This window comes from Moorella thermoacetica (assembly GCF_001267405.1).
GTDB lineage: Bacteria > Bacillota > DSM-521 > Neomoorellales > Neomoorellaceae > Neomoorella > Neomoorella thermoacetica.
On the sequence record NZ_CP012369.1, the window covers coordinates 1099763 to 1124621 of the forward strand.

Annotated in this window: 23 protein-coding genes, 1 pseudogene and 1 other annotated feature; of the genes and pseudogenes, 1 reads left to right on the plus strand and 23 read right to left on the minus strand. The window is 54.8% G+C overall.

Annotated features, from left to right (window positions below):
* Window positions 1–152: 152 nt before the first annotated feature.
* The 15 genes and pseudogenes from MOTHE_RS05540 to MOTHE_RS05610 all read right to left on the minus strand — a co-directional run bounded on the left by MOTHE_RS05540 (window position 153) and on the right by MOTHE_RS05610 (window position 12599).
* Entirely contained in the window at window positions 153–968 is an 816-nt protein-coding gene (locus MOTHE_RS05540; RefSeq protein WP_011392687.1) for a hypothetical protein, read from the minus strand.
* Window positions 955–1656: an ABC transporter ATP-binding protein gene (locus MOTHE_RS05545; protein ID WP_011392688.1), complete on the minus strand. Its 702-nt coding sequence runs from the start codon at window positions 1654–1656 to the stop codon at window positions 955–957. The genes MOTHE_RS05540 and MOTHE_RS05545 overlap by 14 nt, the downstream gene beginning before the upstream one ends.
* Window positions 1653–2027, minus strand: coding sequence for a GntR family transcriptional regulator (locus MOTHE_RS05550; RefSeq protein WP_011392689.1), 375 nt, complete (start codon window positions 2025–2027; stop codon window positions 1653–1655). The genes MOTHE_RS05545 and MOTHE_RS05550 overlap by 4 nt, the downstream gene beginning before the upstream one ends.
* Window positions 2028–2206: 179 nt before the next feature.
* Window positions 2207–2899, minus strand: a complete 693-nt coding sequence (locus MOTHE_RS05555) for a class I SAM-dependent methyltransferase (protein WP_011392690.1) — start codon at window positions 2897–2899, stop codon at window positions 2207–2209.
* A gap of 67 nt (window positions 2900–2966) precedes the next feature.
* Window positions 2967–3176 (minus strand): hypothetical protein, encoded by a 210-nt coding sequence (locus MOTHE_RS05560; RefSeq protein ID WP_025774661.1) that lies wholly within the window; start codon window positions 3174–3176, stop codon window positions 2967–2969.
* A gap of 110 nt (window positions 3177–3286) precedes the next feature.
* A complete protein-coding gene (locus tag MOTHE_RS05565; protein WP_011392691.1) occupies window positions 3287–3691 on the minus strand; it encodes a hypothetical protein in 405 nt (134 codons plus the stop codon).
* 19 nt (window positions 3692–3710) lie between these two features.
* Window positions 3711–4493, minus strand: a pseudogene (locus MOTHE_RS14235) (IclR family transcriptional regulator).
* Window positions 4494–4530: 37 nt separating this feature from the next.
* The gene (locus MOTHE_RS05575; protein WP_011392693.1) at window positions 4531–6171 is read right to left on the minus strand and encodes a glutamate synthase-related protein; all 1641 of its coding nucleotides are present in this window, start codon (window positions 6169–6171) and stop codon (window positions 4531–4533) included.
* A 229-nt stretch (window positions 6172–6400) separates the two neighbouring features.
* Window positions 6401–7204, minus strand: a complete 804-nt coding sequence (locus MOTHE_RS05580; protein WP_011392694.1) for an IclR family transcriptional regulator — start codon at window positions 7202–7204, stop codon at window positions 6401–6403.
* A gap of 178 nt (window positions 7205–7382) precedes the next feature.
* The gene (locus tag MOTHE_RS05585; protein ID WP_025774666.1) at window positions 7383–7583 is read right to left on the minus strand and encodes a hypothetical protein; all 201 of its coding nucleotides are present in this window, start codon (window positions 7581–7583) and stop codon (window positions 7383–7385) included.
* A 109-nt stretch (window positions 7584–7692) separates the two neighbouring features.
* On the minus strand, window positions 7693–8307 hold the full coding sequence (locus tag MOTHE_RS05590) for a phosphate propanoyltransferase (RefSeq protein WP_053094763.1): 615 nt from the start codon (window positions 8305–8307) through the stop codon (window positions 7693–7695).
* A gap of 313 nt (window positions 8308–8620) precedes the next feature.
* Window positions 8621–10465, minus strand: a complete 1845-nt coding sequence (feoB, locus tag MOTHE_RS05595) for a ferrous iron transport protein B (RefSeq protein WP_053094764.1) — start codon at window positions 10463–10465, stop codon at window positions 8621–8623.
* Entirely contained in the window at window positions 10446–10724 is a 279-nt protein-coding gene (locus MOTHE_RS05600) for a FeoA family protein (RefSeq protein WP_053094765.1), read from the minus strand. Before MOTHE_RS05600 ends, feoB begins: the two co-directional genes overlap by 20 nt.
* A 297-nt stretch (window positions 10725–11021) precedes the next feature.
* Window positions 11022–11834 carry an ATP-binding protein gene (locus MOTHE_RS05605; RefSeq protein ID WP_011392698.1) on the minus strand — a complete coding sequence of 271 codons (813 nt, stop codon included), beginning with the start codon at window positions 11832–11834 and terminating at the stop codon, window positions 11022–11024.
* A 15-nt stretch (window positions 11835–11849) separates the two neighbouring features.
* Window positions 11850–12599: a DnaD domain-containing protein gene (locus MOTHE_RS05610; RefSeq protein ID WP_011392699.1), complete on the minus strand. Its 750-nt coding sequence runs from the start codon at window positions 12597–12599 to the stop codon at window positions 11850–11852.
* A 146-nt stretch (window positions 12600–12745) separates the two neighbouring features.
* On the opposite strand from MOTHE_RS05610, the gene MOTHE_RS05615 reads away from it, so the two are divergent.
* Window positions 12746–13579, plus strand: a complete 834-nt coding sequence (locus MOTHE_RS05615; protein WP_011392700.1) for an Asp23/Gls24 family envelope stress response protein — start codon at window positions 12746–12748, stop codon at window positions 13577–13579.
* A gap of 7 nt (window positions 13580–13586) precedes the next feature.
* Here the strand turns inward: MOTHE_RS05615 and MOTHE_RS05620 are convergent, their stop codons facing one another.
* From MOTHE_RS05620 to MOTHE_RS05655, 8 genes are all read right to left on the minus strand, one after another.
* Window positions 13587–15200, minus strand: a complete 1614-nt coding sequence (locus MOTHE_RS05620; RefSeq protein WP_080997182.1) for an MBL fold metallo-hydrolase RNA specificity domain-containing protein — start codon at window positions 15198–15200, stop codon at window positions 13587–13589.
* A 29-nt stretch (window positions 15201–15229) separates the two neighbouring features.
* Window positions 15230–16444: an aminotransferase class I/II-fold pyridoxal phosphate-dependent enzyme gene (locus MOTHE_RS05625; protein ID WP_011392702.1), complete on the minus strand. Its 1215-nt coding sequence runs from the start codon at window positions 16442–16444 to the stop codon at window positions 15230–15232.
* A complete protein-coding gene (locus MOTHE_RS05630) occupies window positions 16441–16923 on the minus strand; it encodes an Lrp/AsnC family transcriptional regulator (protein WP_025774673.1) in 483 nt (160 codons plus the stop codon). Before MOTHE_RS05630 ends, MOTHE_RS05625 begins: the two co-directional genes overlap by 4 nt.
* Before the next feature lie 43 nt (window positions 16924–16966).
* Window positions 16967–17197, minus strand: a binding site (T-box leader).
* Between the two features lie 59 nt (window positions 17198–17256).
* Window positions 17257–18219 carry a hypothetical protein gene (locus tag MOTHE_RS05635; protein WP_011392704.1) on the minus strand — a complete coding sequence of 321 codons (963 nt, stop codon included), beginning with the start codon at window positions 18217–18219 and terminating at the stop codon, window positions 17257–17259.
* A 102-nt stretch (window positions 18220–18321) separates the two neighbouring features.
* Complete coding sequence (locus tag MOTHE_RS05640) at window positions 18322–19242, minus strand: methylenetetrahydrofolate reductase (RefSeq protein ID WP_011392705.1); 921 nt, start codon at window positions 19240–19242, stop codon at window positions 18322–18324.
* Window positions 19235–19909, minus strand: coding sequence for a methylenetetrahydrofolate reductase C-terminal domain-containing protein (locus MOTHE_RS05645; RefSeq protein WP_011392706.1), 675 nt, complete (start codon window positions 19907–19909; stop codon window positions 19235–19237). The genes MOTHE_RS05640 and MOTHE_RS05645 overlap by 8 nt, the downstream gene beginning before the upstream one ends.
* A gap of 19 nt (window positions 19910–19928) precedes the next feature.
* Window positions 19929–20387 (minus strand): hydrogenase iron-sulfur subunit, encoded by a 459-nt coding sequence (locus MOTHE_RS05650; RefSeq protein ID WP_011392707.1) that lies wholly within the window; start codon window positions 20385–20387, stop codon window positions 19929–19931.
* 3 nt (window positions 20388–20390) lie between these two features.
* Window positions 20391–24854, minus strand: coding sequence for an FAD-dependent oxidoreductase (locus MOTHE_RS05655; RefSeq protein WP_011392708.1), 4464 nt, complete (start codon window positions 24852–24854; stop codon window positions 20391–20393).
* Window positions 24855–24859 lie beyond the last annotated feature (5 nt).

Genomic DNA, 24859 nt, shown 5'->3' on the forward strand with positions numbered 1-24859 from the left:
GGGCCGGGAGCCTTTCACCTGCCTGCCATAAGCTGGAGGGTAGACGTTAGCTTCATATATGTGGTACTATCCAAGACGTCGGTATAGAGTGCTCCCAAGGCATATTCGATTGCCAAGTTCCTGCCTCCGGGTGTCTTTATGCTGGGGCGTTATTACAGCTCCACCCGGCGGTTATAAAAAAGCACCGTGGCTATGAAAAGAAGGCCGGTTACCAGCAGCAGGGCCACCGTTCCAGCGTAAATAGATATATCACCGGAACTGGTAGAATATATACTCAGGTCGCGGAAGTTAAGGGGCAGGCGGATATTGGTAGCCGGCCAGGGCAGGTAATTCAAAACTTTTGCCAGCCAGGTAGCCAGCTTGCCAGACACGTACATACCAACCAGGAAAAAGGTTCCTGTCACCCATCCGGAGAATCTCCGCACCGACTGGCCCAGTAGAGTGCCCAGAAAGGCGAGGAGAACAAAGTTGACCAGTTCAAGTACTCCGTTGACGGCGATTATGGCCAGGATAAGGCGATATTGCCAGATAAGCCGCCAGATCTCATTATTTATCATAACAAAATCAGCGTTTAAAACTGTTGCCTTAAATAAAGCGCCTGTGGCCAGGAGAGCTGCCAGGCTTAAGAGAATAAACTGGGTGAGTACCGCCAGGAGCTTGGCCAGGACAACCTGTTGCCCGTTCACCGGCAGGGAGAACAGCAGGTAAACGGTATTGTTCTTCCACTCATCTCCCCAGATTTTGAAGGACTCTATAAGGGGCAAAAATCCAGTTATTACAAGCATCATTAAACTGAAAACCAGATGGGTGCCTGGAGGCCAGGTCGCCGTGCTGGCTTTGTAATACAGGAAAAGATTCCAGAGGAGGATAAGCCCCAGCACCACCATACTCTCCAGGCGCAAATCCCGCAGTTCCTTGCGGTAAAGGCGGCCCAGCTTCTGCCAGCCGCTGATTTTAGTCGTTGTCATGGCGGAAAACCTCCTTCATAATGGCCACCAGGGACCGGCCTTCCCGCTGGCGCAAATTTTCGGCCGTACCGGCCAGCTTAACTCGCCCCCGGTCTATGAAAACCACATCCTCCACCAGCCCTTCAACCTCCGGGATCTCGTGGGTGGAAAGGATGATGGTCTGCTCGCCGGCACTGTAGTCCTTGACGATGGTGCGGATGATTGCATCACGGGTCAAAATATCGATGCCCGAGAGGGGTTCATCCAGGAGAACATACCTGGCGCGCCGGGAAAAGGTCAGGAGCAATTTCACCTTGGCCCGCATTCCCTTGGAAATTTTGCTGATCACCATCGACGGTTCCAGTTGCAAGAAAGATAACAGGTCCCGGTATTTGCCCTCGTCCCAGTCTTCATAGAAACCGGCAAAGAAACTGGCAGCTTCATTAATGGTCATCCAGGGGTACAGGTAATCAATTTCCGGCAGATAAGCTATCATGCTTTTAGTTGTCATACCCGGTGCCCGTCCGTCAATGAGGACCCGGCCGGCGTTCGGACGGTTGAGGCCGGCAATCATCTTCAGGCAGGTCGATTTGCCGGCGCCGTTGGGCCCGAAGAGACCGGTGATCTTGCCGTCGGCAATCTCCAGGGTGAATTCATCCAGGGCCCTGGTGGAGCCGAAGGTTTTAGTTACCCTTTCAAATGCAATCATCTTTTGCCCTCCTCTTCCTGGTCCAACGCCTGGTGCACCAGGCTGAGAATCTCCCCGGCATTTAAACCCAGAGAGCGCATTTCGGCGATAAAGTGGTTAAGGATGCCACCGGCCAGTTCGGCCTTGATCTCCGGCAGCAGCCCGGGCCGGTTGGATATAAATGTTCCTTGGCCGCGGAGGGTTTCCAGGAGGCCCATAGCCTCCATCTCCCGGTAGGCCCGCTGGACGGTGTTGGGATTGACCTGCAGTTCCTCGGCCATTTCCCGCTGGGAGGGGAGCTTTTGGCCGGGCTGGAGCTCGCCCCGGGCTAACTGTTTCTTAATGGCTGCAATAATCTGCAGGTAAATGGGACGGGAATTGTCAAATTCCATCGGCCTCCTCACCTTTCGATATAGATAGCAATAGTGCACTATTGCAATAGTGCACTATTATTCTAACCCAGATCGGGAAAGGCGTCAAGGTTAAATAACCTAAAGGGACAAAAAACACCCCTCCCGTGGTAATACTCCGGAAGGGGCAATACTTTGATAATCATCTTTGGCTGGCCTCTTTAGTCTTTATAACTCACAGCGGTGATAAAGCCACCATTGGTACGACCCTCACGGGCGGCGGCAGCCTCGATGGCCAGGGCTTCATCGACTTTGGTGCCGTCGAAGTCAGGGCCAAAGAAGAGGACGGCTTTACCCTGGACGTTTTTACCGGGCATGGCGGCCAGAAGTTCGTCCAGGGTGTAGAATCTGGCGTACCGGAAGAGACAATCCGGCTCCCGGGCTGCCCGGGCCTCATAATGGCGGCTCCAGAGGCTGTTGCCGCCGATGAGGCCGATGACCATCCTCCCCCCGGGCTTCAACACGCGGTAACTCTCTTCCAGGACGGCCTTTAAATCCGGGGCAAACTCCAGGGCCGTAACCGATACTATCTTGTCAAAGGTATTATCGCCAAAGGGCAAATTCATGGCGTCGGCATGGAGAAACTCAATCGCCAGGCCAGCGTCGGCCGCCTTTTTCCTGGCTTTGGCCAGCATGGGATCAGATATGTCGATACCCGTCACCTTTACGCCCCTGCGGGCCAGTTCCAGGGAGAAGTTACCGGTACCACAGCCGACGTCTAGGATATGTTCTCCGGCATGGGGGTCCAGGTAAGCATAGATAGGCTCCTTTTCCACCCGGTCGACCAGGGCTCCCAGGGGACGCGTATACCAGTCGTCGTAATCCCCGGCTTTACGATCAAAGATTTCAGCCATAGTTGCCAACCCCTTTCAGGGAAAAGTTTTACCGGCGCCTTTTACCTCTGGTATACCATATTCGCCCTCAACGGCTTTTTTCCTCTTCCCTGGCAAGTAACTGGCGCCATTCAGCCAGTTCTTTTTCCAGGCGTTTAATAGTGGCCTCGTATTCCCTCGCGACATGACCCGGTACATGACGGCCCGTCTGACCGAGGACGAAGTTTTTTTCTTCGATTATTTCAGCAAGTTGATCGTTTAATCTCCGGATGTTTGCTTCAATCTCAGTTCTATCCACTTTTTCCCCTCCCGGAAAGCACTAAATTTCGATCCGCAGGTAGTGGCTAGTTTCTTTCCCATGGTCAATTATACCATAATAGAAAATGAAAAAGGACCCTTGCGGGTCCCTTAAGCTAATTCTTGCTGCACAATGACCTGGTCTTCTGCCAGCTGGGTCTTATACTGTCCTTTATTAAACCCATGCTCCAGCAGCCACTGGGTCAGGTGCTTACCGCCAATTTCCCCTATTTTACCCTTGGCGGCCAGCCTTAACTTTAAATTACTAGGGTCATCGCTCTTTCTTAATATCAGGCGCCGGCCATCCACGCCAATCATTACGTAATTGCAACCGCGTAGATGCTGAAAAGCAGCACCTCGCAGACGAATACCATTACTGGAAACGCTCAGATCGCCTCTGGCACTGCGATTGGGCCAACGAGCCCGGTAAATTTCCATAACATCAAACCCCCTGTGGTTAATATTAGGTTTGATGTTAGTATTACCCATAAAAGACTCTAAAATACCTGCTCCCATTACGACCTGGATCTAGATTTTACGAGCACCGGTAACCCAGGTGCTGACTAATCTTCAGGGCAACCTGAACGACAGCCGTGGCCAACCTACCGGTTAACACTTCTGTTGGTATACGGTTCGCCGGGCCTGATAAGCTTACGGCAGCGATAACTTTATCCTCATGGTTGAATACCGGCGCTGCTACACAGCGAACCTCATCTTCCCTCTCACCTTGATCCAGGGCAAAACCCTGGCTGCGTATTTTTTGCAACTCATACCTGAGCTGCTGAGGTTCGCTGATAGTTGCCGCCGTATAAGGTAAAAGGGGTACATCTTTAAGGTACCTGGTCAGCAGTTTATCATCCAGATAAGCCAGCAGTACTTTGCCGGCGGCGGTACAGTAGGCCGGAGCCCTGGTACCGGGCCGGGCCAGCATCTTTATAATCTGATTGGACTCCACCTAGTCAATGTAAACAACCTCATACTTATCGAGAATTGAGAGGTTGACTGTTTCGTTAAAATCATCCACCAGCTGGTTTAGTAAGGGGCGGGCGATAGCCCGGATATCCAGGCTGTAGAGGGCCCGGTTACCTATTTCAAAGGCTTTGATCCCCAGGCGGTAGCGGCCCTGGTAGGGCTCCTGTTCCACCAGACCATGAGCCGCCAGAGCGTTTAATAAACGGTGGACGGTACTGATGTTTAGCCGCAACTCGGCGCTAATGGCAGAGAGCATCATGGGGGAGCCTTCCCGGGCCATGACCTCCAGGATGGTCAGGGCCCGGTCGACTGCCTGGACACCCTTTGTTTTATTAACCCTGGTCACCGGCAAGTCAGCTCCCTCCTGGTGAGGATTAATCTAATTAACTAAGGAGAATCTTCCGGGCTAATTCGTCCTGAACGTCGGTAATAAAGGGTATACCTGTTTCGGCTTCGGTTTCCCGGTTAGCGGAAGCGATATCATTTCTGGTGATTTGATCCAGGGAGAATTTGCGGGCTCCAGCCATTAATTGCTGTAATCCTGCCGTCAGTTTGTCGGCTAGTGTCCAGAAGGCAATGGCACCGTAAGGAATATTCTTCATCTCCTCAGCGCCGACTTTCTTTTGAACATCATAGTAACCGGCAAAAATCTCTTCAGCTTTCGTACCTAATTCGGCCACAGTCCTGGGTAAACTATCCCAGTTTCCGTTGACTTTCGCGCGTCTTTCAGGATGGAGCACACCTTCAATGTTGGACCCGACAAAGCCCGGAATCATTAAGGCTCGCCCCATACATACCAGTTTAACGTAAGGCGCACCCAAAGCTAAAGCTTTGAAAATATGATCTTCCCTGGCCAATCCGCCGGCAAAGGCCATATCGACAACTTTCTTACCCCTGGCAGCTAACAGGCTGGCATATTCATAGGCTTTAGAATGAAGCAGAATAGAGGGAACGCCCCAGGTTTCCATCATGTTCCACGGGCTCATGCCGGTACCGCCGCCTGAGCCGTCCACGGTAAGCAAATCAAGTTTCGCATCAGAAGCGAGCTTGATAGCCATAGCCAGGGCTTCCATTCCATAGGAGCCGGTCTTCAAGGTAATCCGCTTGTAGCCCAGTCCGCGGAGGTACTCAATGGCTGTCATAAAGTTTTCTCTCACCTGCTCAAAACTGGTGAGATTCGTATAGCCCAAGCGGCTGTGGCGGGCAAAGGATCTAATAGCCCCGCTCTTAAAGGCTTCCTGAACTTCCGGAATGGTTGGATCAGGATCGACCACATAGCCCCTGTTCTTCAAGAAGATGGCATACTCGAGATCGGTAACCTGAATTTCTCCGCCGATGTCCTTGGCGCCCTGACCCCACTTCAGCTCCAGAATAACCTGATCGCCGTACTTCTCGATAACGTATTCGGCCACACCGTTGCGGGTGTCTTCTACGTTCATCTGGACGATAATGGCACCAAATCCATCATAGTATTTCAAGTAGGTCTGAATACGTCGATCCAATTCCGGGGCTTTGACAATCCTACCATTTTCAATAACGGCTTCCTTGTCAATCCCTACGACATTTTCCCCAATAACGATCGGGATTCCAACCAGGGCAGCACCTATAGAAAAGGAATCCCAGTACTTCGCGGCGATAAAGGTAGATCCTAAGGCTCCCGTCATGATCGGGGCTTTGACTTTGGTTTTTACCTCACTACCAAATTCGGTTTCGACATTTACATTGGGGAAAATACAGTCATCAGCACTATTGGAGAGGCCTTTTGTTAGACCATAAGCGCCGTAGTTGTATCCCAGGATCCTCAAGGAGTTATAAGAAATTCCTACATGGGTTGTGTTTGAGCTTCCGGCTGTAACAGTACCGAAATCCCGGGGATAGAGGAGCTTGCGCCCCACCATGCTGGACATCCAGGTCTCGCATTTCCCCTGGCAATCTGCCCGGCATAAGGTACATAGACCAGATTCTGCCGGATTGCCGCGATTAACGGTTCCCAGGACATCATTTTGTTTTGGCCATTGAATCATTTCTTTTTCGCCCCCGCTTTTAATGAATTTTTGCTTTCATCCAAGGCTTATTGATTATCATATGGTGAAAGCTATTTTCGCAACCCCAATCTTTATTTTAAAGGGAGGGATCAAGCCTGTCAACGAAATGGTTTTTCATAATGTAAAAATAATTAAGCGCCCCGTATTTTGTATACTTATAAGGGACGCTTAAATTAACTTGTATTTAATTTTGAAAGCAGTTTTCATTTTACCCTTTATCCTGATAGCCCAGGCGTTTGGACATCTCCCGGGCAACACCAAGTACAATATCAACCAGCTCATTGTTTAAATAATAATTGGTAATGCGCGTGTGGGGTCCGGAAACACTTATAGCGGCGACTATCTTTCCCTCATGGTTGCGAATTGGAGCGGCAACGCAGCGGACATCCTCGTCCCTTTCCCCCAGGTCAATGGCATAGCCCTGGCGCCGGATACGCTGCAACTCTTTTTTGAGGATAGCCAGGTCCGTAATTGTCTCGCTGGTGTAGCGTTCCAGAATAACCCCGTCAAAGAGCTTGTCTAGTTCGTCATCAGTTAGTGAACTGAGAAGCATTTTACCGGAACCGGTGGCATGGGCCGGACCGCGGCTGCCCACCCTGGCAAACATGCGGACAATGACGATATTGTTGGATTCCACCTGGTCGATATAAACTACATCGCGCCCGTCCAGGATGGCCAGGTTGGCCGTCTCATTACAGCGTCGTACCAGTTCCTCCAGAAAGGGACGGCCGATGGTCTGCAGGTCCTGGGCATAGAGGGCAGTTTTCCCCATGGCAAAAAGCTTCAACCCAAGCTTGTAGCGGCTGGTTTCCGGCTCTTGCTCGATATACCCCCTGACAATGAGGGTGCTCAGAAGCCGGTGTACGGTGCTTATATTTAACTGGACTTTATCGGCCAGGTCGGTGATGGCCATGGGGGTACCGGCTTCCGCCAGGGCATCCATGATGGCTAAAGCCCTTTCTACCGCCTGGACTGTTTTACCTTCTTCGCCGTTTATTTTTTCTTTGGCCATTACAGCTTCCCTCGCAAAGGTACTCACGCCGGCTGGCGTTGTTTTCTTTCGCTCCCAGGGTCCTCATGGATCGGCCTGGGCCAGCTTTTTGTGAAACTGATTTTCACTATATCTTAATTTTAGTTTGCCTTATTAAGGGCTGTCAATAGAAATAAATAAAAAATCCCGCCGAAGCGGGTTATTTGCCGGGGGGTACCTGGTCACAGGCGATCATGCCCTCGTAACACTCGTTACACAGGAACTGGCCACAGGTGGGGCAGATTTTCATATCAGGGGGGTTGGCATCCAGACAGTCATAGCAGTAAGCTGTATCGCAATGGCGGCAGATAATGCCCTCGACATTTTTGGCTTTACACCTGTCACATACCGGGATCCTCATTAACCAGAGCACCTCCTTATACTATATGTTCCTTCGCTTTTAAATGTAAATATCCTGCCAGGGCGGTAAAAATAAAAGCTCCTTTACAGGAGCTTCGGGAGGGCTCTTCTTAGCTCACCAACCCCAGGGCTTCCGCTGCTGCCGGGGTGAGTACCTGGACCATATCGTTATTATTCAACAGGCAAGCATTGGCCTCGTCGGTATCAACGTGGAACTCCAGGCGGAAATTGGGGTTTACCCTCACCAGGACATTGGTAAAAATTAATCCTCGTTCGCCACCCACCTGGACAGTTACCAGGTCTTTGTCTTTTAAGCCGTATCGTTTGGCCTCATCGGTGTGCATGTGGATGTGGCGCAGGGCGATGATTACACCTTGCTTAAGGGTAACTACCCCCGCCGGTCCTACCAGAACACAACCGGGAGAACCCTCATGATCGCCAGAATCGCGGATGGGAGGATTGACGCCAAGTTTAAAGCTATCTGTCCGCGATATTTCCACCTGGGTATAGGACCGGAGCGGGCCAAGGACACGCACCTTTTCTAGTACACCCTTGGGCCCTACTATAGTAACTGTTTCCTTTGCGGCAAACTGCCCCGGTTGGACTACATCTCTAAGTTTAATTAATTCATAGCCAGGCCCGAAGAGAGTCTGGAGATGTTCCCTGGTAAGGTGCACATGCCGCCCGGATACACCTACAGGCACTTCAAGGAGAATATTTTGCATTTAGACTCCTCCCCCTCATTCTTCCCGGCTGTCCATGCAACCGTTAAGGACTAAATATCTACCATTCAACCACATTATAATGCCATTCGGCGGCGTATGACAAGAGGGAGGATTATATTCAAAATGTTAAATTTCTGTGGTCTTCCTATTGAACGCTATCTGGCGATGGATGCAACCCCGGCACTGGCCGTTGCAATTACTTATCAGAGGGGTATGACAACGGGGGCAGCGGAGTTGCCGGGGGTCTTTTACCGGGTAGCCGCATCGAGGGCATTTACTAGTGCAACCGGTTAACATGACTGCCAGTCCTCCTCTAAATCAAGATGTGGGAGATTACCCCGCCAATGAGAAAGGCCAGCAACAGAATGGTCGGCCAGATGATGACCCCTTCCCGCCAGCCCCTCTCCTTGAAGATAACCAGGGCCGAAGCAATACAGGGTACAAAGATGGTAATAGTAGTCAGGGCGACGAGAGATTGGGCCGGCGTCAGGGGTAAACTGTACAGGCCAGCGGCGCCAAAATCCCGCCGGACGAAGCCCATGATAAAAGCGGTAGCCATTTCCTTGGGGAGCTGCAGCCAGTTGACGGTAACCGGTGCCAACAGGTTTTGCAGAGCAGCCAGGAGGCCGGTAACCTGGAGAATACCAATCAGCAGGGCGCCGCCAGCAAAGAGGGGCGCGGCTTCCTGGATAAAGGAACTGGCTCGGGTGGCAGTTTTTTTTAGAATATTAACAGGCTGCGGCCAGCGCAGGGGCGGGAGGTCGATAAAGAGATCACTGGGCTGGCCCGGCAGTAGCCAGTTCAGGGCTGTCCCGGTCAGCACCAGGATACTGCCTATCAGGATGATATACAGTATAGTATAGCCGTGCCCCAGGCGCACCAGCATGCTGGTGATTACCGCCAGCTGGGCCGAGCAGGGTATGGCCATGGCCAGGAGAAAAGTGGCGATCCGACGTTCACGGTTACTCCCCAGCAACCTGGTGGTTATCGTGGCTGCCGTTACACAGCCAAAACCCAGGATAATGGGGATGATTCCCCGCCCATTTAAACCCAAGCGCATGAGGGCCCGGTCCACCAGGACGGCAATCCGCGGTAGATAACCGGAGTCCTCCAGGGTTGATAGCCCCAGGTAGAAGCCCAGCACCAGGGGCAATAAAAGTCCCAGGATATAGGTTACCGTCATGGTCAGGATGCCGAATTCACCGATTAAAAGGGCTCCCGGAACGGAAGTCGGCGGTAGCCATGGGCTGATCAGGTTGCGGATAAAGGGTTCATAATACCCCTTCATGATTATGTCTTCAGTGATGCCCACAACTGTCTGGGCAATAAAGACACCGATAAATTCATATAACAACCACAAGGCCACCAACAGGATGGGTATACCTGTCAGGGGTTGCATCATCCAGCGGCTGAGACGGGTACCCCAGGAAGCCCCGGTACTGGTCTCCTTAATTACGGCGGCAACTATGGCGTCGACCCGCCGCCGCCGGGCCAGGTAGATCTCTTCCTGACGATCTATGGGTTTAAGATGGTGGCGGGCAGCCACATAGGGATCACCCTCCAGGATAAGTAGAGCCTCGGCCCGGCTGTGGGTCTTATGTTGTAACAGGGGTAGCATCTCTTCCAGTTCAGGCAGGCTATTGCCATGCCTGGCACGGGCTACAGCCTGCTTAACCTCCTTTAACCCCTGGCCTTTCACAGCCACGGTGGGAATAACTGGTACCCCTAGAAGCCGCTCCAGTTCCTTGACATCGATGGTTATGCCCTGACGGGTGGCTTCATCGACCATATTGAGGGCGACGACCATGGGTATACCCATGTCAATGATTTGCTGGGTCAAGAAAAGGTCTCGTTCCAGGTGAACGGCATTGACGACGTTGATGACGATATCGGCGCCCAGGATAACGTCCCTGGCTACCTTCTCTTCATCGTTAAAGGAAGATACCCCATAAACGCCGGGCGTGTCCAAAATAAAATCACTACCTACCCGGGCATGACTGATTTCCAGGGTGGTACCGGGAAAATTAGATACATCCACATAAAGGCCGGTAAAGGCGTTAAAAAAGACTGATTTACCGACGTTGGGGTTGCCGGCCAGGACTATTTTACGGACACCGGCAGGAATGTTGAGGTCCTGATTAAGATCGTGGCAGGCCATAGATACGCCTCCTTGCCAGGGATTTAACCGGAGCCGGAGCGGCAACTGGTTCCACGGTAATTTTTTCAGCCAGGCCCCTGCCGATAGCTATTTCCTGGTGGTTTTTGGCGATGATTATGGGGCCTCCCGGGATGATATTGGTACAGGTGACCAGTTCCCCTTCGGCTATACCAAAGCGAATGGCCTGGGCCCGGATGCCTGGTCCGGGCAGAGCCAGGATACGGATGCGCTGTCCTTTTTTGGCTTTGTCCAGGGTCATGGCGTCTTCCTCCTTTGAAAAAAGGGTACTACCAAATTTGGCGATTATTCGTTGGGCTTCCTTGGGGCTGGAGGGTACAGTCTACGGGATCCGGGTGTTAAGCTAGCAAACTTGGCTTTTATGGTTCGCTGGTTGCATTTCGTTACCGTGGGCAACGCTTCAGACCTTATCACCTTATACTTATGTCCGTTATTTCAGTACATGCTCGGATCTAATTGATAAACATTATCAATGAGCTTCTATGAATATATTATGGTAAATGATAATCAATGTCAATGGGTTTTAAAGAAAAAGGCATCACTTTTTGGTGATGCCTTCCCGGCTTATGATATAACGAATATCTTCGGCCACTGGCAGGTGGAAGGATTGACAGAGCTGGATTATCCGGGAGGTCGTCCGCTCCCCCAGGTATTCTTCCAGGGCCTTCAGATCCAGATTACTGGTTATCACCGTCGGCAACTCATTGATTAGGCGGTAGTTGATCAGGGAATAGATTTTGTTACAAGTCCACTCAGTGTAGTTATGGGCGCCCAGATCGTCAAGGATAAGGATAGCCACCCCCCGGGCCGCATCAATGAGTTCGAGTTCTGTATGGCTATTGTCCAGGGAACGGCGGTCATAGGTGGCGCGAAGGGCATCGAGAAGATCGGGGACGACGGCGAATAGAACCTCCCTCCCGGCGGCAGTCAGGGCGTTGGCAATGGCTGCTGCCAGAAAGGTTTTACCACTTCCTACCGGGCCGAAAATAAAAAGGCCGCGGCCGTGATCCTCCTGGCGGTAGGTGTTGACAAAGCGACGGGCTGCCTCCAGGCAATGGCGGGCACTATCATAATATGTAGTTCCCGTCAGCTCATCCTTCAGGGTGCGGGAGTAATACTTGAGATCGAAGTTCTGGAAGGTATACCGGCTGAGCTGGGGTGCCAGGTTGGCTGCCCGCAGGCGGTTTTGCCAGGCCTTTTGTTGCATGCAACGACAGCGGTAAGCACGGCCGTCCCGAATGATCAACCCCCGGTCGCGGCACAGGGGGCACTGGTAATGGGGGCTGGGCGCCGGTATGTTGGGTGGCTGGTTTTTGGTCACAAGGTTGGGGGGGATACGGATCCGTTCCATGGTCAGGCCTCCAGTTTAACCCTCCGGGTTGAGACGGTAAAGTTCGCGATACTTGTCCCTGGTGCCGGCCGGATTTTCCGTTTTAATCCGCCTGATTTTCCTTTTATTTTTTTGCTCATCGTGGTCAATGGCCTGGGCAACGGTACGGATGTTATGGCGTAGCCAATCCCGGAGAATAGAATCGATATACCTGAAATTAAGAGCACCGCGCAGTACCGCCCGCCGCAGGGCTTCCTGCAATAACTCCACAGACAGGCGGTCGTCCTGGCACCATTCCCTGAGCTGTTCGCTTTCCAGGGGAGACAGGGGCCGGCCAAACTCCTTTTCAAAGGTACGGTACAGTTCTCCGTACTTAACCGCTGTTGGGGCCGCCTCCTTTTCAGGCGTGATTGCCAGGTTATAATCCCCCAGGGCTATCCGGGTTAGTTTCGTCCACAGGGGTGCAAAGGAAAAGGTGTTCTGCCAGCGGCCCAGGACCTGGTTATAATAGGGTTCTACGGCCAGGAGCTTTTTTTCAATCAGGGAGGCGATCAGGTTCTTGATCTCCTCTTCATCGACACTCATGTACTGGCGGAGTTTTTCCGGGGCCGGGAAACGTTCCTGCTCCACCTGGCGCCAGTGAAAGAGGTGGATTAAAACCATCATTTCTAATTCCGTCAGGCCCAGGCGGGTGTAGAACTTTAACAGCATATCGGGAATAACCAAGCTACCACATTCCAGCATGGACGCTGTTAGGAGCTCGTAGTTATTACCGCTGATGGCCATTACTTTCCCTCCCCTGGAATCTCGTAGCAGTATTTTATTATAGCACCAGGCAGTAATATAACCAAAGACACTCAGGGGTTATAAGGGGCATTGCCTGAATTAGATTTTAGTTTATAATTAGTTTAGTTAAGGGGAGGTAAAATCCCATGGATGTTATTGCCCTCATCGGCCCCAGCGGCAGTGGTAAGAGTCACCGGGCCCTGGCAGTAGCCCGCGATTATGCCGCCGAAGCCATTATTGACGATGGCCTGTTAATCCAGGGCAGCCGGATCCTGGCCGGGGTTTCGGCCAAGGAACAGCCGACCCGGGTGGGGGCCATTAAAACGGCCCTCTTTAACGATCCCGAGCGGGCCCGGGAAGTACGGGAGTGCCTGGCTACCATAAACCCGCGCCGGGTCCTGGTAATCAGCACTTCCAGGGAAATGACCCTGCGTATTTGCGAGCGGCTGGGTATGCCCCGGCCGTCCCGCTGGGTAGATATTTCGGAGATAGCCACCCCCAAGGAGATTTATCGCGCCCGGCAGATCCGCCAGCAGTTGGGCAAGCACGTGATCCCGGCGCCGACGGTGGAGGTAAAACCGCGCTTTAACGGCCCCCTTATCGAACCCCTGCGCACCTTTCTGCGCCGGCGCCAGGCACCGCCGGGAAAGAGCCGGAACCTGTGGGTGGAACAGACAACCGTTCGCCCTACCTTTAATTCCTTGGGGCATTTTTATATCAGCCAGGGCGTCATCGCCCAGCTGGCCGGCTACCTGGTCGCCACCGGCGGTTTGAGCAGCTCCCGGGTCCAGGTGGAAAATCGGGACGGCAGCCTGGTACTTAACCTGGAGGTAACGGCCCCTTACGGTGTTTTCCTACCGCCGCTGCTGCAGGCGGCCCAGAAAAGGGTGATGACAAATATTACAAATATGACAGCCCTGGAAGTTGTGGCTGTCAACATTACTGTAAGCGGTCTTAAACTGGAGGGTAAAGAAACCTGAAGGTTTTCTAGCCGGCTTTTTCGTCCAGGCCCTGGTTTACCAGGGCCGCTATTTGTTCCAGCCTGCGTTTGGTACCGGCATAGTCCTGGCGGGCAAAACCGGCCTCCACCAGCGCCTTGAGTTGGACCAGGAGTCGCTGGTAGGCAGCCTCTGCCTCTGCAGCTGTACTGGTATCTCTGAGGGCAGCTGCCGGTGCCGGGGCAAGCTCTGCCGCTATTGGGAGTAGCTGGACGGTATCCAGCCATCCCGGCACTTCCGTGGCCAGGCCCAGTTCGGTAGTCAGCAGGCGGGCAAAATCCTCAGCTGCTTCTTTTTCACCATGGGTCACAAATACTTTTCGCGGCGGCTGGTGGAAGGATTTTACCCAGTTGAGGAGGCCGGCCTGGTCGGCGTGGGCCGAGAAGCCGTCGATACTGACAATATCCGCCCGGACAGCGATTTCCTCGCCGTGGATACGGACCCGTTTCTCCCCTTCCAGCAGGCGCCGTCCCAGGGTACCTGCCGCCTGGTAACCAACCAGGAGAACGGTAGCCTCCGGCCGCCAGAGGTTGTGCTTCAGGTGGTGTTGTTTAATCCGGCCGGCGTCGGCCATGCCGCTGGCAGAGATTATAATGGCCCCGCCGTGGATTTTATTAATAGCCATGGATTCTTCCGCCGTCCGGCTGAGGTGCATACCAGGTAAATAAAAGGGGCAAGTACTGCCGTTATGGCTTAGATCTTTGGTTTCAGCATCAAAGTAATCCTGGTGGCGGCAAAAGATCTCCGTAGCGGCAACCGCCAGGGGACTATCCAGGTAGATTTTGTCTACCTTGACGGCACCCTGTTGCAGGATGACATTCAGGGCGTACAGGAGGTCCTGGGTACGTTCCACGGCAAAGGCCGGGATAATCAGGTTACCTCCCTTTTTCATGGTCGCCAGGATAACCTCTTTGAGGAGCTCGATTTTATCTCCCTGGATATTATGACGGCGATTACCGTAGGTGGATTCTATCACCAGGTAATCGGTGCTTGCGATAGGAGTTGGGTCATTGACGATGGGCTGGCCAGGATTACCCAGGTCACCGGAAAAGGTAATCTTAATTTCACCAGCCATGTCCTTGACCCAGAGCTCGACTATAGCCGAGCCCAGGATATGGCCGGCGTCCTGGAGACGCAGGCGGACACCGGGCAGGATCTCCTGCTCTTCCCGATAGTCCAGGGTCCGGAAGAAATCCAGGCAGGCAGCCGCCTGGGCCGCAGTATAAATAGGTGTTAATATAGGCAGGCCGGCGCGTTTGTTCTTGCGGTTTTTGCGTTCGACCTCCATCTCCTGGATATGCCCGCAATCTGGTAGAAGGACCCGGGCCAGCTCGGCGGTAACCGGAGTTGTGAAGATAGGCCCCTTGAACCCCTGGAGGTAGAGCTTGGGTATGAGGCCACAGTGGTCGATATGGGCATGGGTCAGGATCAGGGCGTCGATCGCGCCGGGATTGAAGGGAAAGGGACCGTAGTTACGCTCCTTGATGGCTTTGGAGCCTTGAAACAGGCCACAGTCAATTAGTAAGCGGTAGCGGCCGGTATCAAGGAGGTAACAGGAACCGGTAACCGTTCCAGCAGCGCCGCAAAACTGTAATTTAATCATAATTCCTCTCCCGGAAATAATTTTTTCTTTTAAGCCTGGGCTACGGCCCGCTGGTTAAAGGCCAGACGCCGGGCGACAAAGCGTTCCATGCGATTCATGGCTTCTGTCAGGTCGGCCAGGGAGGCGGCATAGGAACAGCGGATAAAACCTTCGCCACTGGCGCCAAAGGCTGTACCCGGTACTACGGCCACCTTTTCTTCCTTAAGAAGCTCTTCGGCGAAAGTGACGGAATCCAGGCCGGTGGCAGCTATGGAGGGGAAGATGTAAAAGGCCCCCCGGGGTTCAAAACAATCCAGGCCCATCTCCCGCAGCCGGCTGTAAACCAGGCGCCGTCGCTGGTCGTATTGCTCCACCATCCTCTCCACGTCCTGGCGGCCGTGGCGCAGGGCTTCCAGGGCCGCCATCTGACCCATGACGGGAGCGCAGAGGATGGTATACTGGTGGATTTTAACCATAGCTGCCAGAAAATCGGGATGAGCCGCTACATAACCGATGCGCCATCCGGTCATAGCAAAGGCCTTGGAAAAACCGCTCACCAGGATGGTGCGCTCCTGCATGCCGGGCAGAGAGGCAAAGGATAACGGTTGGCCCTCATAACGCAATTCTGCATAGATTTCATCGCTGATCACCAGCAGGTTGTACTTTTCAACCAGCCGGGCAATGGCCTGCATCTCCTCCCGGCTGAGGACGGCGCCGGTCGGGTTATTGGGAAAGCAAAGAATCAAGACTTTACTCCGGGGGGTAATGTAGTGCTCCAGGCGGGCGGCCGTAAGGGCAAAACCGTCAGTCATTGTCGTCGGGATAGGGACCGGGATACCCCCCGCCAGTTGCGTTATGGGCTGGTAGGAAACATAACAGGGCTCGGGGATCAAGACTTCATCCCCGGGGTTCAATACCGTCCGCAGTGCCAGGTCGACTGCTTCACTGGCACCAATGGTCACCATAATCTGCTTCATGGGATCATAGGTCAAGCCGAAACGCCAGGCCAGGTAATCGGCTATGGCCCGGCGCAGTTCGGGCAGGCCGTAGTTGGAGGTGTACATGGTATAGCCCCGTTCCAGGGATTGGACGCAGGCCTCCCGGATATGCCAGGGAGTGACGAAATCTGGTTCTCCCACCCCGAGGGAGATTACGCCCTTGGTGCTGGCTACCAGTTCAAAAAAGCGGCGGATTCCTGAAGGCGGCAGATCCCTAACCACCGGTGTGATAAAACGCCTGGCTTCAAAACCGTGGGCAATGGTCATGGTTGCAACGCCTGCCTCCGGTCTGCTTCTTGATCTTCAAAAATGACGCCATCCTGTTTATACCTTTTAAGGATGAAATGGGTCATGGTACTCTGGACGTGTTCCAGGGTTGCCAGTTTTTGGGAAACAAAGGAAGCTACTTCTTTGAGGCTCTTACCCTGGACTAGGACCGAGAGATCATACCCCCCTGACATGAGGAAAACCGACTTTACCTCCGGATAACGATAGATGCGGCTGGCAATCTCGTCGAAGCCCAGATCCCGCTGGGGTATAACCTTGACGTCAATCAGCGCTGCTACCTCTTCTTCGCCGGCCTTCTCCCAGTTAATCAGGGTATGATAGCGCAGAATAATCTTTTCTTGCTCCATGGCGGCAATTTCCTTCGCTACCTGGTCTACCGGCAGGGCCAGCATAATGGCGATTTCTTTAGCGGTTAGCCGGCCGTTGTTTTCAAGGAGATCAAGGATCTTTTTACGCATTAACGAATCCTCCTGTGCCATATAAAAAACCCCTCGCCCCACTCCAAGGGACGAGAGGTTCTTCCCGCGGTACCACCCTCATTGGTCGTACGACCCTGCTTAAGGGCGCTTCCTTGCGCCTGGCCTTTAACGGGGCCAGCGTCCTACCTTAAGGGTAAACCCTTTTCGGCGGCGGCTCCGGGGTGGCCTTCGGCAGGCCTGCTCCCGGGCTTCCACCCTCCCCGGTTCGCTATCAGCAGGAAAACTGCCTACTTCTTCCCATCATTGCCTTTAATCCAGCTTAATTATTGCTTTAATTTTAGCATCGGCCGGTCGGGGATGTCAATATAAAATTTAAGAAGATTGGCGCCAGATGGCTTCGCGGCGCAGGCGCCGGGCCAGGTAAGCCGGATTGGCCAGTTCGTCCCCGGCAACCCGGCGGATGCTTATGCCTTCCTGGCGGCAATAAAAATCATGGCGCCAGTCGTGATGCCAGGTATCGAGCTCAAAACCCAGCTGACGCCCGGGCAGATAGAAGGTTATTTTGCCCCCCCGCGTTTCGTAATCCCTGACGATCTCTTCGCCCGGATAGGCTTGGAGGAGAGCCAGGTATAGTGCTTCGGTAGCGGCGGCGGTAACAACCCTGGTCTCCTGAATATCCTCTTCCGAACCCGGTGCAGTAGCGATTCCTGATGTTGGGTCCTCGTTGCCTTCTTTGCCTGCCGGTTCCGGGGGTTGTGGGGGTACCGGCGTTGTTTCCGGGAGGGTGGCGGCGGCCCCTGGGGTAGACACTCCCGTGGCTTCCTGGCCCACTCTTTCCTGGACCGCAACCGGGATTGCCTCAGGGTCTGCTTTTCTCCCCGGTTCCTCCTGGCCCGACTCTATTTCCTCGCAAACTGGTTCGTCCCTGGCGGTGAGGTCTGTTCCCGCCGGGGTTGATTCTACCGGTACGACTCCATCGTTGCCAGCTTCGGCGGCGGTGTTCCCCTGGCCTTTCTTTTCCTGCCGGGAGGCCAGGTAACTGGCGATGCCGTTACTGATCATCTGCTGGATATCCCGGGGGAAGTTACCAAAGCTTTGCAAGACCCGGCGATCAGGCAGACGCTGGGCGATCAATTGCTCGAGGAGAGCCTGGAGGTGCTCCTCCCTTCCTTCCAGGACCTCCAGGAGCAAATCTCCCATTTCCTTTACCAGGGTAATCCCCCGGTTTAATTGTTCTTCCCGGGCCGATTCGTCTTTTAGACTGATGGAGATGGCACACTGGACCAGCTCATCGACACGCTGCAGGACTTCATTTTCCAATCTTTGACTGCGCAATCCAATCCACCTCCTGGCAGCTGTTCCTCCTATCAGTTTATGCGGCCAGGCTGGGAATAAGAACCTTAAAAAAATCCCCGGGGTTAACCCGGGGGTCGTTAACTACTCTACCTTGGGACGGGGATACAGGCCGGCTTCCTTGACGATGGTGGGGATGATATCTTCCCACATGACGGCCATGATATGGACGCCGGCTACACCCTCGATGGACTGCAGGTGTTTAATCTGTTCCACACAGATGGCCACCCCTTCGGCCTTGGGGTCGGAGGCTTTTTCCATGCGGTTGACGATTTCGTCGGGGACAATCATCCCGGCCACCGATTGTTGCATATATTTGGCGGCCCGGGCGGATTTCAGGGGCATGACGCCGGCAATAATTTTGGCTCTTTTATGCAGGCCGCGCTCCCGGACCAGGGCCATAAAGCGTTCAAAACGCTCCATATCAAAAATGCACTGGGTTTGAATAAAGTCGGCGCCGGCATTGATCTTCTTCTCCAGGCGCATGACCCGGAACTCAAAGGGGTCGGCAAAGGGGTTGGCGGCGGCGCCGATGAAGAAGCGGGGTTCCTGGCCCTTAATCTCTTCACCGCAGGCGAATTTTTTCTCATCCCGGAGGTCCTTCACGATCCGGATCAGCTGGAGGGAATCCACGTCATGGACGTTTTTCGCCGTCGGATGGTTACCAAAAGATTGATGGTCGCCGGACAGGCAGAGGACGTTCCGCATCCCCAGGCTGTAGGCACCCAGGAGATCACTCTGGAGGGCGATACGGTTGCGGTCCCGAACCGTCATCTGGATAATGGGTTCGCCCCCGGCCTGGAGGACGTGGACCCCAGCGGCGATACTCGACAGGCGGACGATGGCCGTCTGGTTGTCCGTCAGGTTCATGGCATCAACGTAGTCCTTGAGGAGAGCGGCGTGCTTCTTGATCTCTGTAGGATCGGCGTGCTTCGGCGGTCCAATCTCACCGCTGACCAGAAATTGCCCCTGGGAGAGGATTTTCGCCATCTTGCTTTCAACCATCGATTGTCACATCCTCTCGTACAACTTTCCGCGGCCCGCCATCCCGGGATTTGGACCAGTCCTTGGGCGGCTGGATTTCCATGAGGAGATCCAGTTTTCCCAGGGCCTGCATCCGGTCGTAGATAAGCTGCCAGGCGCAGGGGGTTTCCGGGTTGACCTCGCATTTGCCACCCTGGGAACCGCCGCAGGGACCGTTTAAAATGCTCTTGGAGCAGCGGATAATGGGGCAAATACCCCCGGTTTTATAAAGGATACACTCACCGCAGAGGCCGCAGCGTTCTTCCCATACCCCATGGGCTACGGTGCCGCCGGCAAATTTGGTGTTCAGGGCCGGCACCACCCATTTGTTGTAACGCTCCGCTAGGAACTGGACACCCACACCGCAGGCCAGGGAGACAATAGCATCGACATCGTCGGTAACGTATTTGTTGAGCATATCCACGTATTCGGGGTCGCACTGGCGGGTCAGGGTGACTTCAACTGTTTCCAGGGGGTTGCCTTCTTTTTTACGCAGCAACCGCAATTCGGCGGCCAGAATACCAGTCTCCTTTTCCCCGCCGGCCAGGCAGACGGTCACGCAGCCGCCACAGCCAACCACCAGGACCTTTTTAGCATCTTTAATCAAGCCGGCCACTTCGACCAGGGGTTTGCCTTCGGCGATAATCATCCATATTCACCTGCTTTCTTTAAGGGTTGACCTTTTGGCTGGGGGTTTTTTCTGTTGCTGCTCCGGGCTTTAATTTCACCGGGCTGGGACCTAGTTTCCGGATGCGGTCGGTAAACTCCCGGGCAATCTCGGCAAAGCGTGGTCCCATGGCCGCCGAGAGGTTATACATCTCCAGGCGTTCGCCGCCGATACCAATTTCGTCCAGAATTTTCTTGGCCTGCCGTACACGTCGCTTGGCTCGGAAGTTGCCCTTTAAGAAGTGGCAGTCACCTTCCATGCAACCCAGGACGTAGACCCCGTCAGCCCCGTCTTCAAAGGCTTCCAGTAAAACCCGGATATCGGTCTTACCGGAACAGGGCATCTCAATTACCCGGATATTGGCCGGGTATTGGAGACGCATGGACCCGGCCAGGTCGGCGGCCGAATAGGCGCAGTAGAAACAACAAAAGGCGACGATTTTGGGCTCGAAGTCGGCCATTTCCTACACCTCCCCGAAGAGGCCGGCTACCTTGGCCAGCAGCTGGTCATCTTTATAAAATTGCAACTGGATGGCTTTGGCCGGGCACTCACCGGCGCAGGTGCCGCAGCCCATGCACTGGACGGCATTAATTTCGGCGACGTTGCGCTCATTGATCCGGGGTACATTGAAGGGGCAGACCCGGACGCACGTCAGGCAGGCAGCGCATTTATTCTCATCGACAACGGCTACCACCCCGCCGACCATGAGGTTTTCCCTGGCCAGGATGGTACAGGCCCGGGCCACTGCGCCTTCGGCCTGGGCTATGGCCTCGGCGGCCAGTTTGGGGGCGTGGCCGGCACCACAGAGGAAAATCCCGGCCGTCGGGAAGTCTATTGGCGCCAGTTTGGCATGGGTTTCCACGTAGAACCTATCCTCATTCAGCGGGAGCTTCAACAGGGAAGCCAGTTCCTCCACCCCGTCCGGGGCCACTGCTCCGGTCGCCAGGACCAGCTGGTCGGGCCACAGGACAAGCTCTTTCCCGGAGTCAGGATCCTTGACCATGACCTCCAGGAGGCCGATCTCCCGCTGCCGTACCCGGGGCGGGTCTCCGGGATCATAGGCTATAAATAGGACCCCTGCCTCCCTGGCCTGGCGGTAGTAATCCTCCATAAAGGCATAGGTGCGAATATCCCGGTACAGGACGTAGACCTGGGCCTCGGGGTTACGTCTCTTAATTGCCAGGGCGTTCTTGATGGTCTGGGCACAGCAGGTCCGGCTGCAGTAAGGATGCTCCTGATCCCGGGAACCGACGCACTGGATAAAGACTACCTGCTTGTTCTTTTCCTGATCCCAATGACCATCGGCCAGGGCCTGTTCCAGCCGGGTGTTGGTTATTACCCGCTCGTCCTGGCCCAGGAGATAGGCGTCGGTCTTGATCTCCTGGCTCCCGGTAGCTACGATAACTACGCCGTGCTCCAGGGTCTGGGTGCGGCGGACGTGTTCCCGGCCCGGTTCGCCGAGGGAAATGGTCGTCGTAAAGTGGCCCTGGTGACCGCCAAAGTCCTCGATGCGGGCCCGGGTAAAGACCTGGATGCGGGGGTTGGCCTGAACTCTGGTAATCAGATCCCGCAGCAAGGCCTGCAAGTCTTCACCCTCCAGGGTGGTTCGCAAATTGCGTACCTGGCCGCCGAGTTCGGCTTCCCGTTCAACTATATAGGCTTCAAAACCCTGTTCGGCGACATTCAGGGCTGCCGTCAGCCCGGCGACCCCGCCACCAATAATCAGGGCCTTCTGGATTACCGGTACCGGCTGCAGGTGCAGGGCTTCGTGGCGTTTGACCTTGGCCACGGCCATGCGGACCAGGTCGATAGCCTTTAAGGTAGCATTGGCCGGTTCATTACGGTGTACCCAGGAGCACTGGTCGCGAATATTGGCCATTTCGAAGTAAAACTGGTTCAGCCCGGCTTCCCTGAGGGCTTCCCTGAAGAGGGGCTGGTGGGTGCGGATGGTACAGGAGGCCACCACTACCCGGTTTAACCGGTACTCCTGGATGGCATCCTTGATCTTCTTCAGGGTGTCCTGGGAGCAGGTATATAGGTTGTCTTCTGCATGAACCACACCGGGGAGTTTGGCAGCAGCCTCGACCACGGCCTTGACATCGACCACACCAGCAATATTAATACCACAGTGGCAGATAAATACACCTACCCGCGGCTCTTCGCGGCTGACATCCCTTTCCGGCGGGTATTCCTTGGGGGTAATCATGGTGTTGCGGCCGGGAGCCATGGCAGCACCGGCGCAGGCAGCGGCCGCGCTGGCATTGACTACCGTCTCCGGAATATCACGCGGTCCCTGGAAGACACCGGCGACATAGATGCCATCGCGGGTGGTAGCCACAGGTTCGAAGGGTTGGGTTTTAGCAAAGCCGTAGGGGTTTAACTCAATACCGGTAGCGGCGGCAATTTTTTCGGCGTCGATGGGCGGTTTTACCCCCACGGCCAGGACAACCAGGTCGAACTCCTCCCGTTGCACCCTGCCGTCTGTGTAATATTGGATGATCAGGTTTTTGGTCTGGGGATCCTCTTCGACCCTGGAGATCATGGCCCGGACATAACGGACACCCCCGGCCTTGGCAGATTCAACATAACGGTCAAAGTTTTTCCCATAGGCACGGATATCCAGGTAAAAGATAGTCGGCTCGATATTGGCGTCGTGTTCCCTGGCGATGAGGGCCTCCTTGGTGGAGTACATGCAACAGATGGCTGAACAATAGGGGCTCCCCTCCCGCTCGCAGTCCCGGGAGCCGACGCACTGGATAAAGGCCACCTTTTTCGGCGGTCGCTGGTCGGAGGGCCGTAATACATGGCTCTCTGTAGGACCGGTGGCGCTCAGGAGACGCTCGAACTCCAGGCTGGTCAAGACATTAGCGTAATAGCCGTAGCCATACTCACCTGCCAGGGTGGCATCAAAGAGTTCGAACCCGGGCGCCAGGACAATAGACCCTACTTTTAATTTCGTAACCTTTTCCTGTTGCCAGTGCTCAATGGCCTTCTTTTTACAGACGGCTTCGCATTGGAGACACTCGGAACAAATACCACAGTTCAGGCAGCGTTTGGCTTCGGCTATGGCCTCCTCGGGGGTAAAGCCCTGGTAGACCTCCCGGAAATCCTTAACGCGCTCTTCTACCGGGGCCATGGCCTGGGCCTGGCGCCGGCCAGGGAAGGGCACCACATTGGGGGGCGGGTCCAGGTGGGGTTCCTTCTCCAGGGAACGGCCGGTGGCCAGGTCTTCCCCTTGAAGGTAGCGTTTTACCGATTCCGCTGCCTCGTGGCCACTGGCTACCGCCTCGACCACCGATGCTGGGCCCCGAACAATATCACCGCAGGCAAATACTCCGGGCACACTGGTGGCCAGGGTCAGGGGATCAGCTTTGATGAGACCGCGGTTGGTGGCAACCGGGCTCTTTTCCCCCAGAAGGGAGAGATCGGCCGCCTGGCCGATGGCCATGATAATTGTATCAGCCGTTAGGGTTTGGGTTACCTCCGGATTATACTGGGGGTTAAAGCGGTGCTCTTCGTCAAAAACCCGGGTGCACTGCATCAGTTCGATGCCCGTCACCCGCCCCTTGGCTCCCAGGAAGCGTTTGGGACCCCAGGAGGGATGGAGAATAATACCCTCTTCCAGGGCTTCTTCAACCTCCCAGGGGTGGGCCGGCATTTCCTCCCGGGACTCCAGGCAGGCCAGGTGGACTTCCCTGGCACCCAGGCGCCGGGCGGTACGGGCCACGTCAATGGCCACATTGCCGCCGCCAATGACGACGACCTTCTCCCCTACCTCCGGACGGCCGCCCAGGGCCGCTTCCCGCAGAAAATTAACGCCCGGTAAAATGCCCTCTAGTTCGGAGCCGTCCAGTTTGAGCATCCGGCTCTGCTGCAGGCCGACGGCAATAATAACGGCGTTATATTCCTTTTGCAGGTCTTTCAAATTGATATCTTTACCAACAACGGTATTGGGGACAAACTTGATTCCCAGGTTGAGGATGCGCTGCGTTTCCCGGTCGACTACCTCCATGGGCAGGCGGTAGCGGGGTATGCCGCCCCGGAGCATGCCACCGGGCTGGTTCAAGGCGTCGTAGATAGTTACCTGGTAACCGGCCAGGGCCAGGTCCTGGGCGGCAGTCAAGCCCGCCGGGCCGGCGCCGATAATGGCCACCTTTTCTTTCCTGGATGGCAGTTCCGGTCTTCGCTCCTTCTCCCGGGAGGCCTCGGCTTCCCAGCCATAGTCATAGGCCGCCCGCTTCAGGGTGGCGATGGCAATGGGGTCGTCATACCGCCCGCGGTTACATTCCGTTTCACAGGGGTGATGGCAAATGCGGCCGCAAATGCCGGCGAAGGGCATACGCCGGTGGACGACCTCCAGGGCCTCGGCAAATTTACCCTGGGAGATTAAAGCCACATACCCCTGGACATTGGTGCCGGCAGGGCAGGTGCTGCGGCAGGGCGGCGTCCCCCGTTTGGTAATCAGGTACTTATTGGGAACGGCCTGGGGGAACATCTTGTGAATGGCCTTGCGGGTACCCATTTCCTGGTTATACTCGTTGGGAATAGATACCGGGCAGGCCTGCTCGCAGTCGCCGCAGGCCGTACACTCCTGGATATTGACATAGCGGGGCTTTTCCCGAATCTGGACAGTAAAATTACCCTTTTCCCCCTCCACCTTCTCCAGGGTAGCGCAGGTATGCAAGCGGATGTTGGGGTGGTTGGAGGTATCTGTCATCCGTGGCCCCAGCAGGCACATGGCACATTCATTGGTGGGAAAGGTTTTATCCAGCTGGGCCATGTGGCCGCCGATGGAAGAACTCTCCGTGACCATGTGCACCAGGTAACCGGCGTTGGCCAGGTCAAGGGCCGACTGCATGCCGGCGATACCACCACCAAGAACCAGGACAGCACCGACGGCCGGAGTAGTTTCCTTCTTTGCACTCATATTTT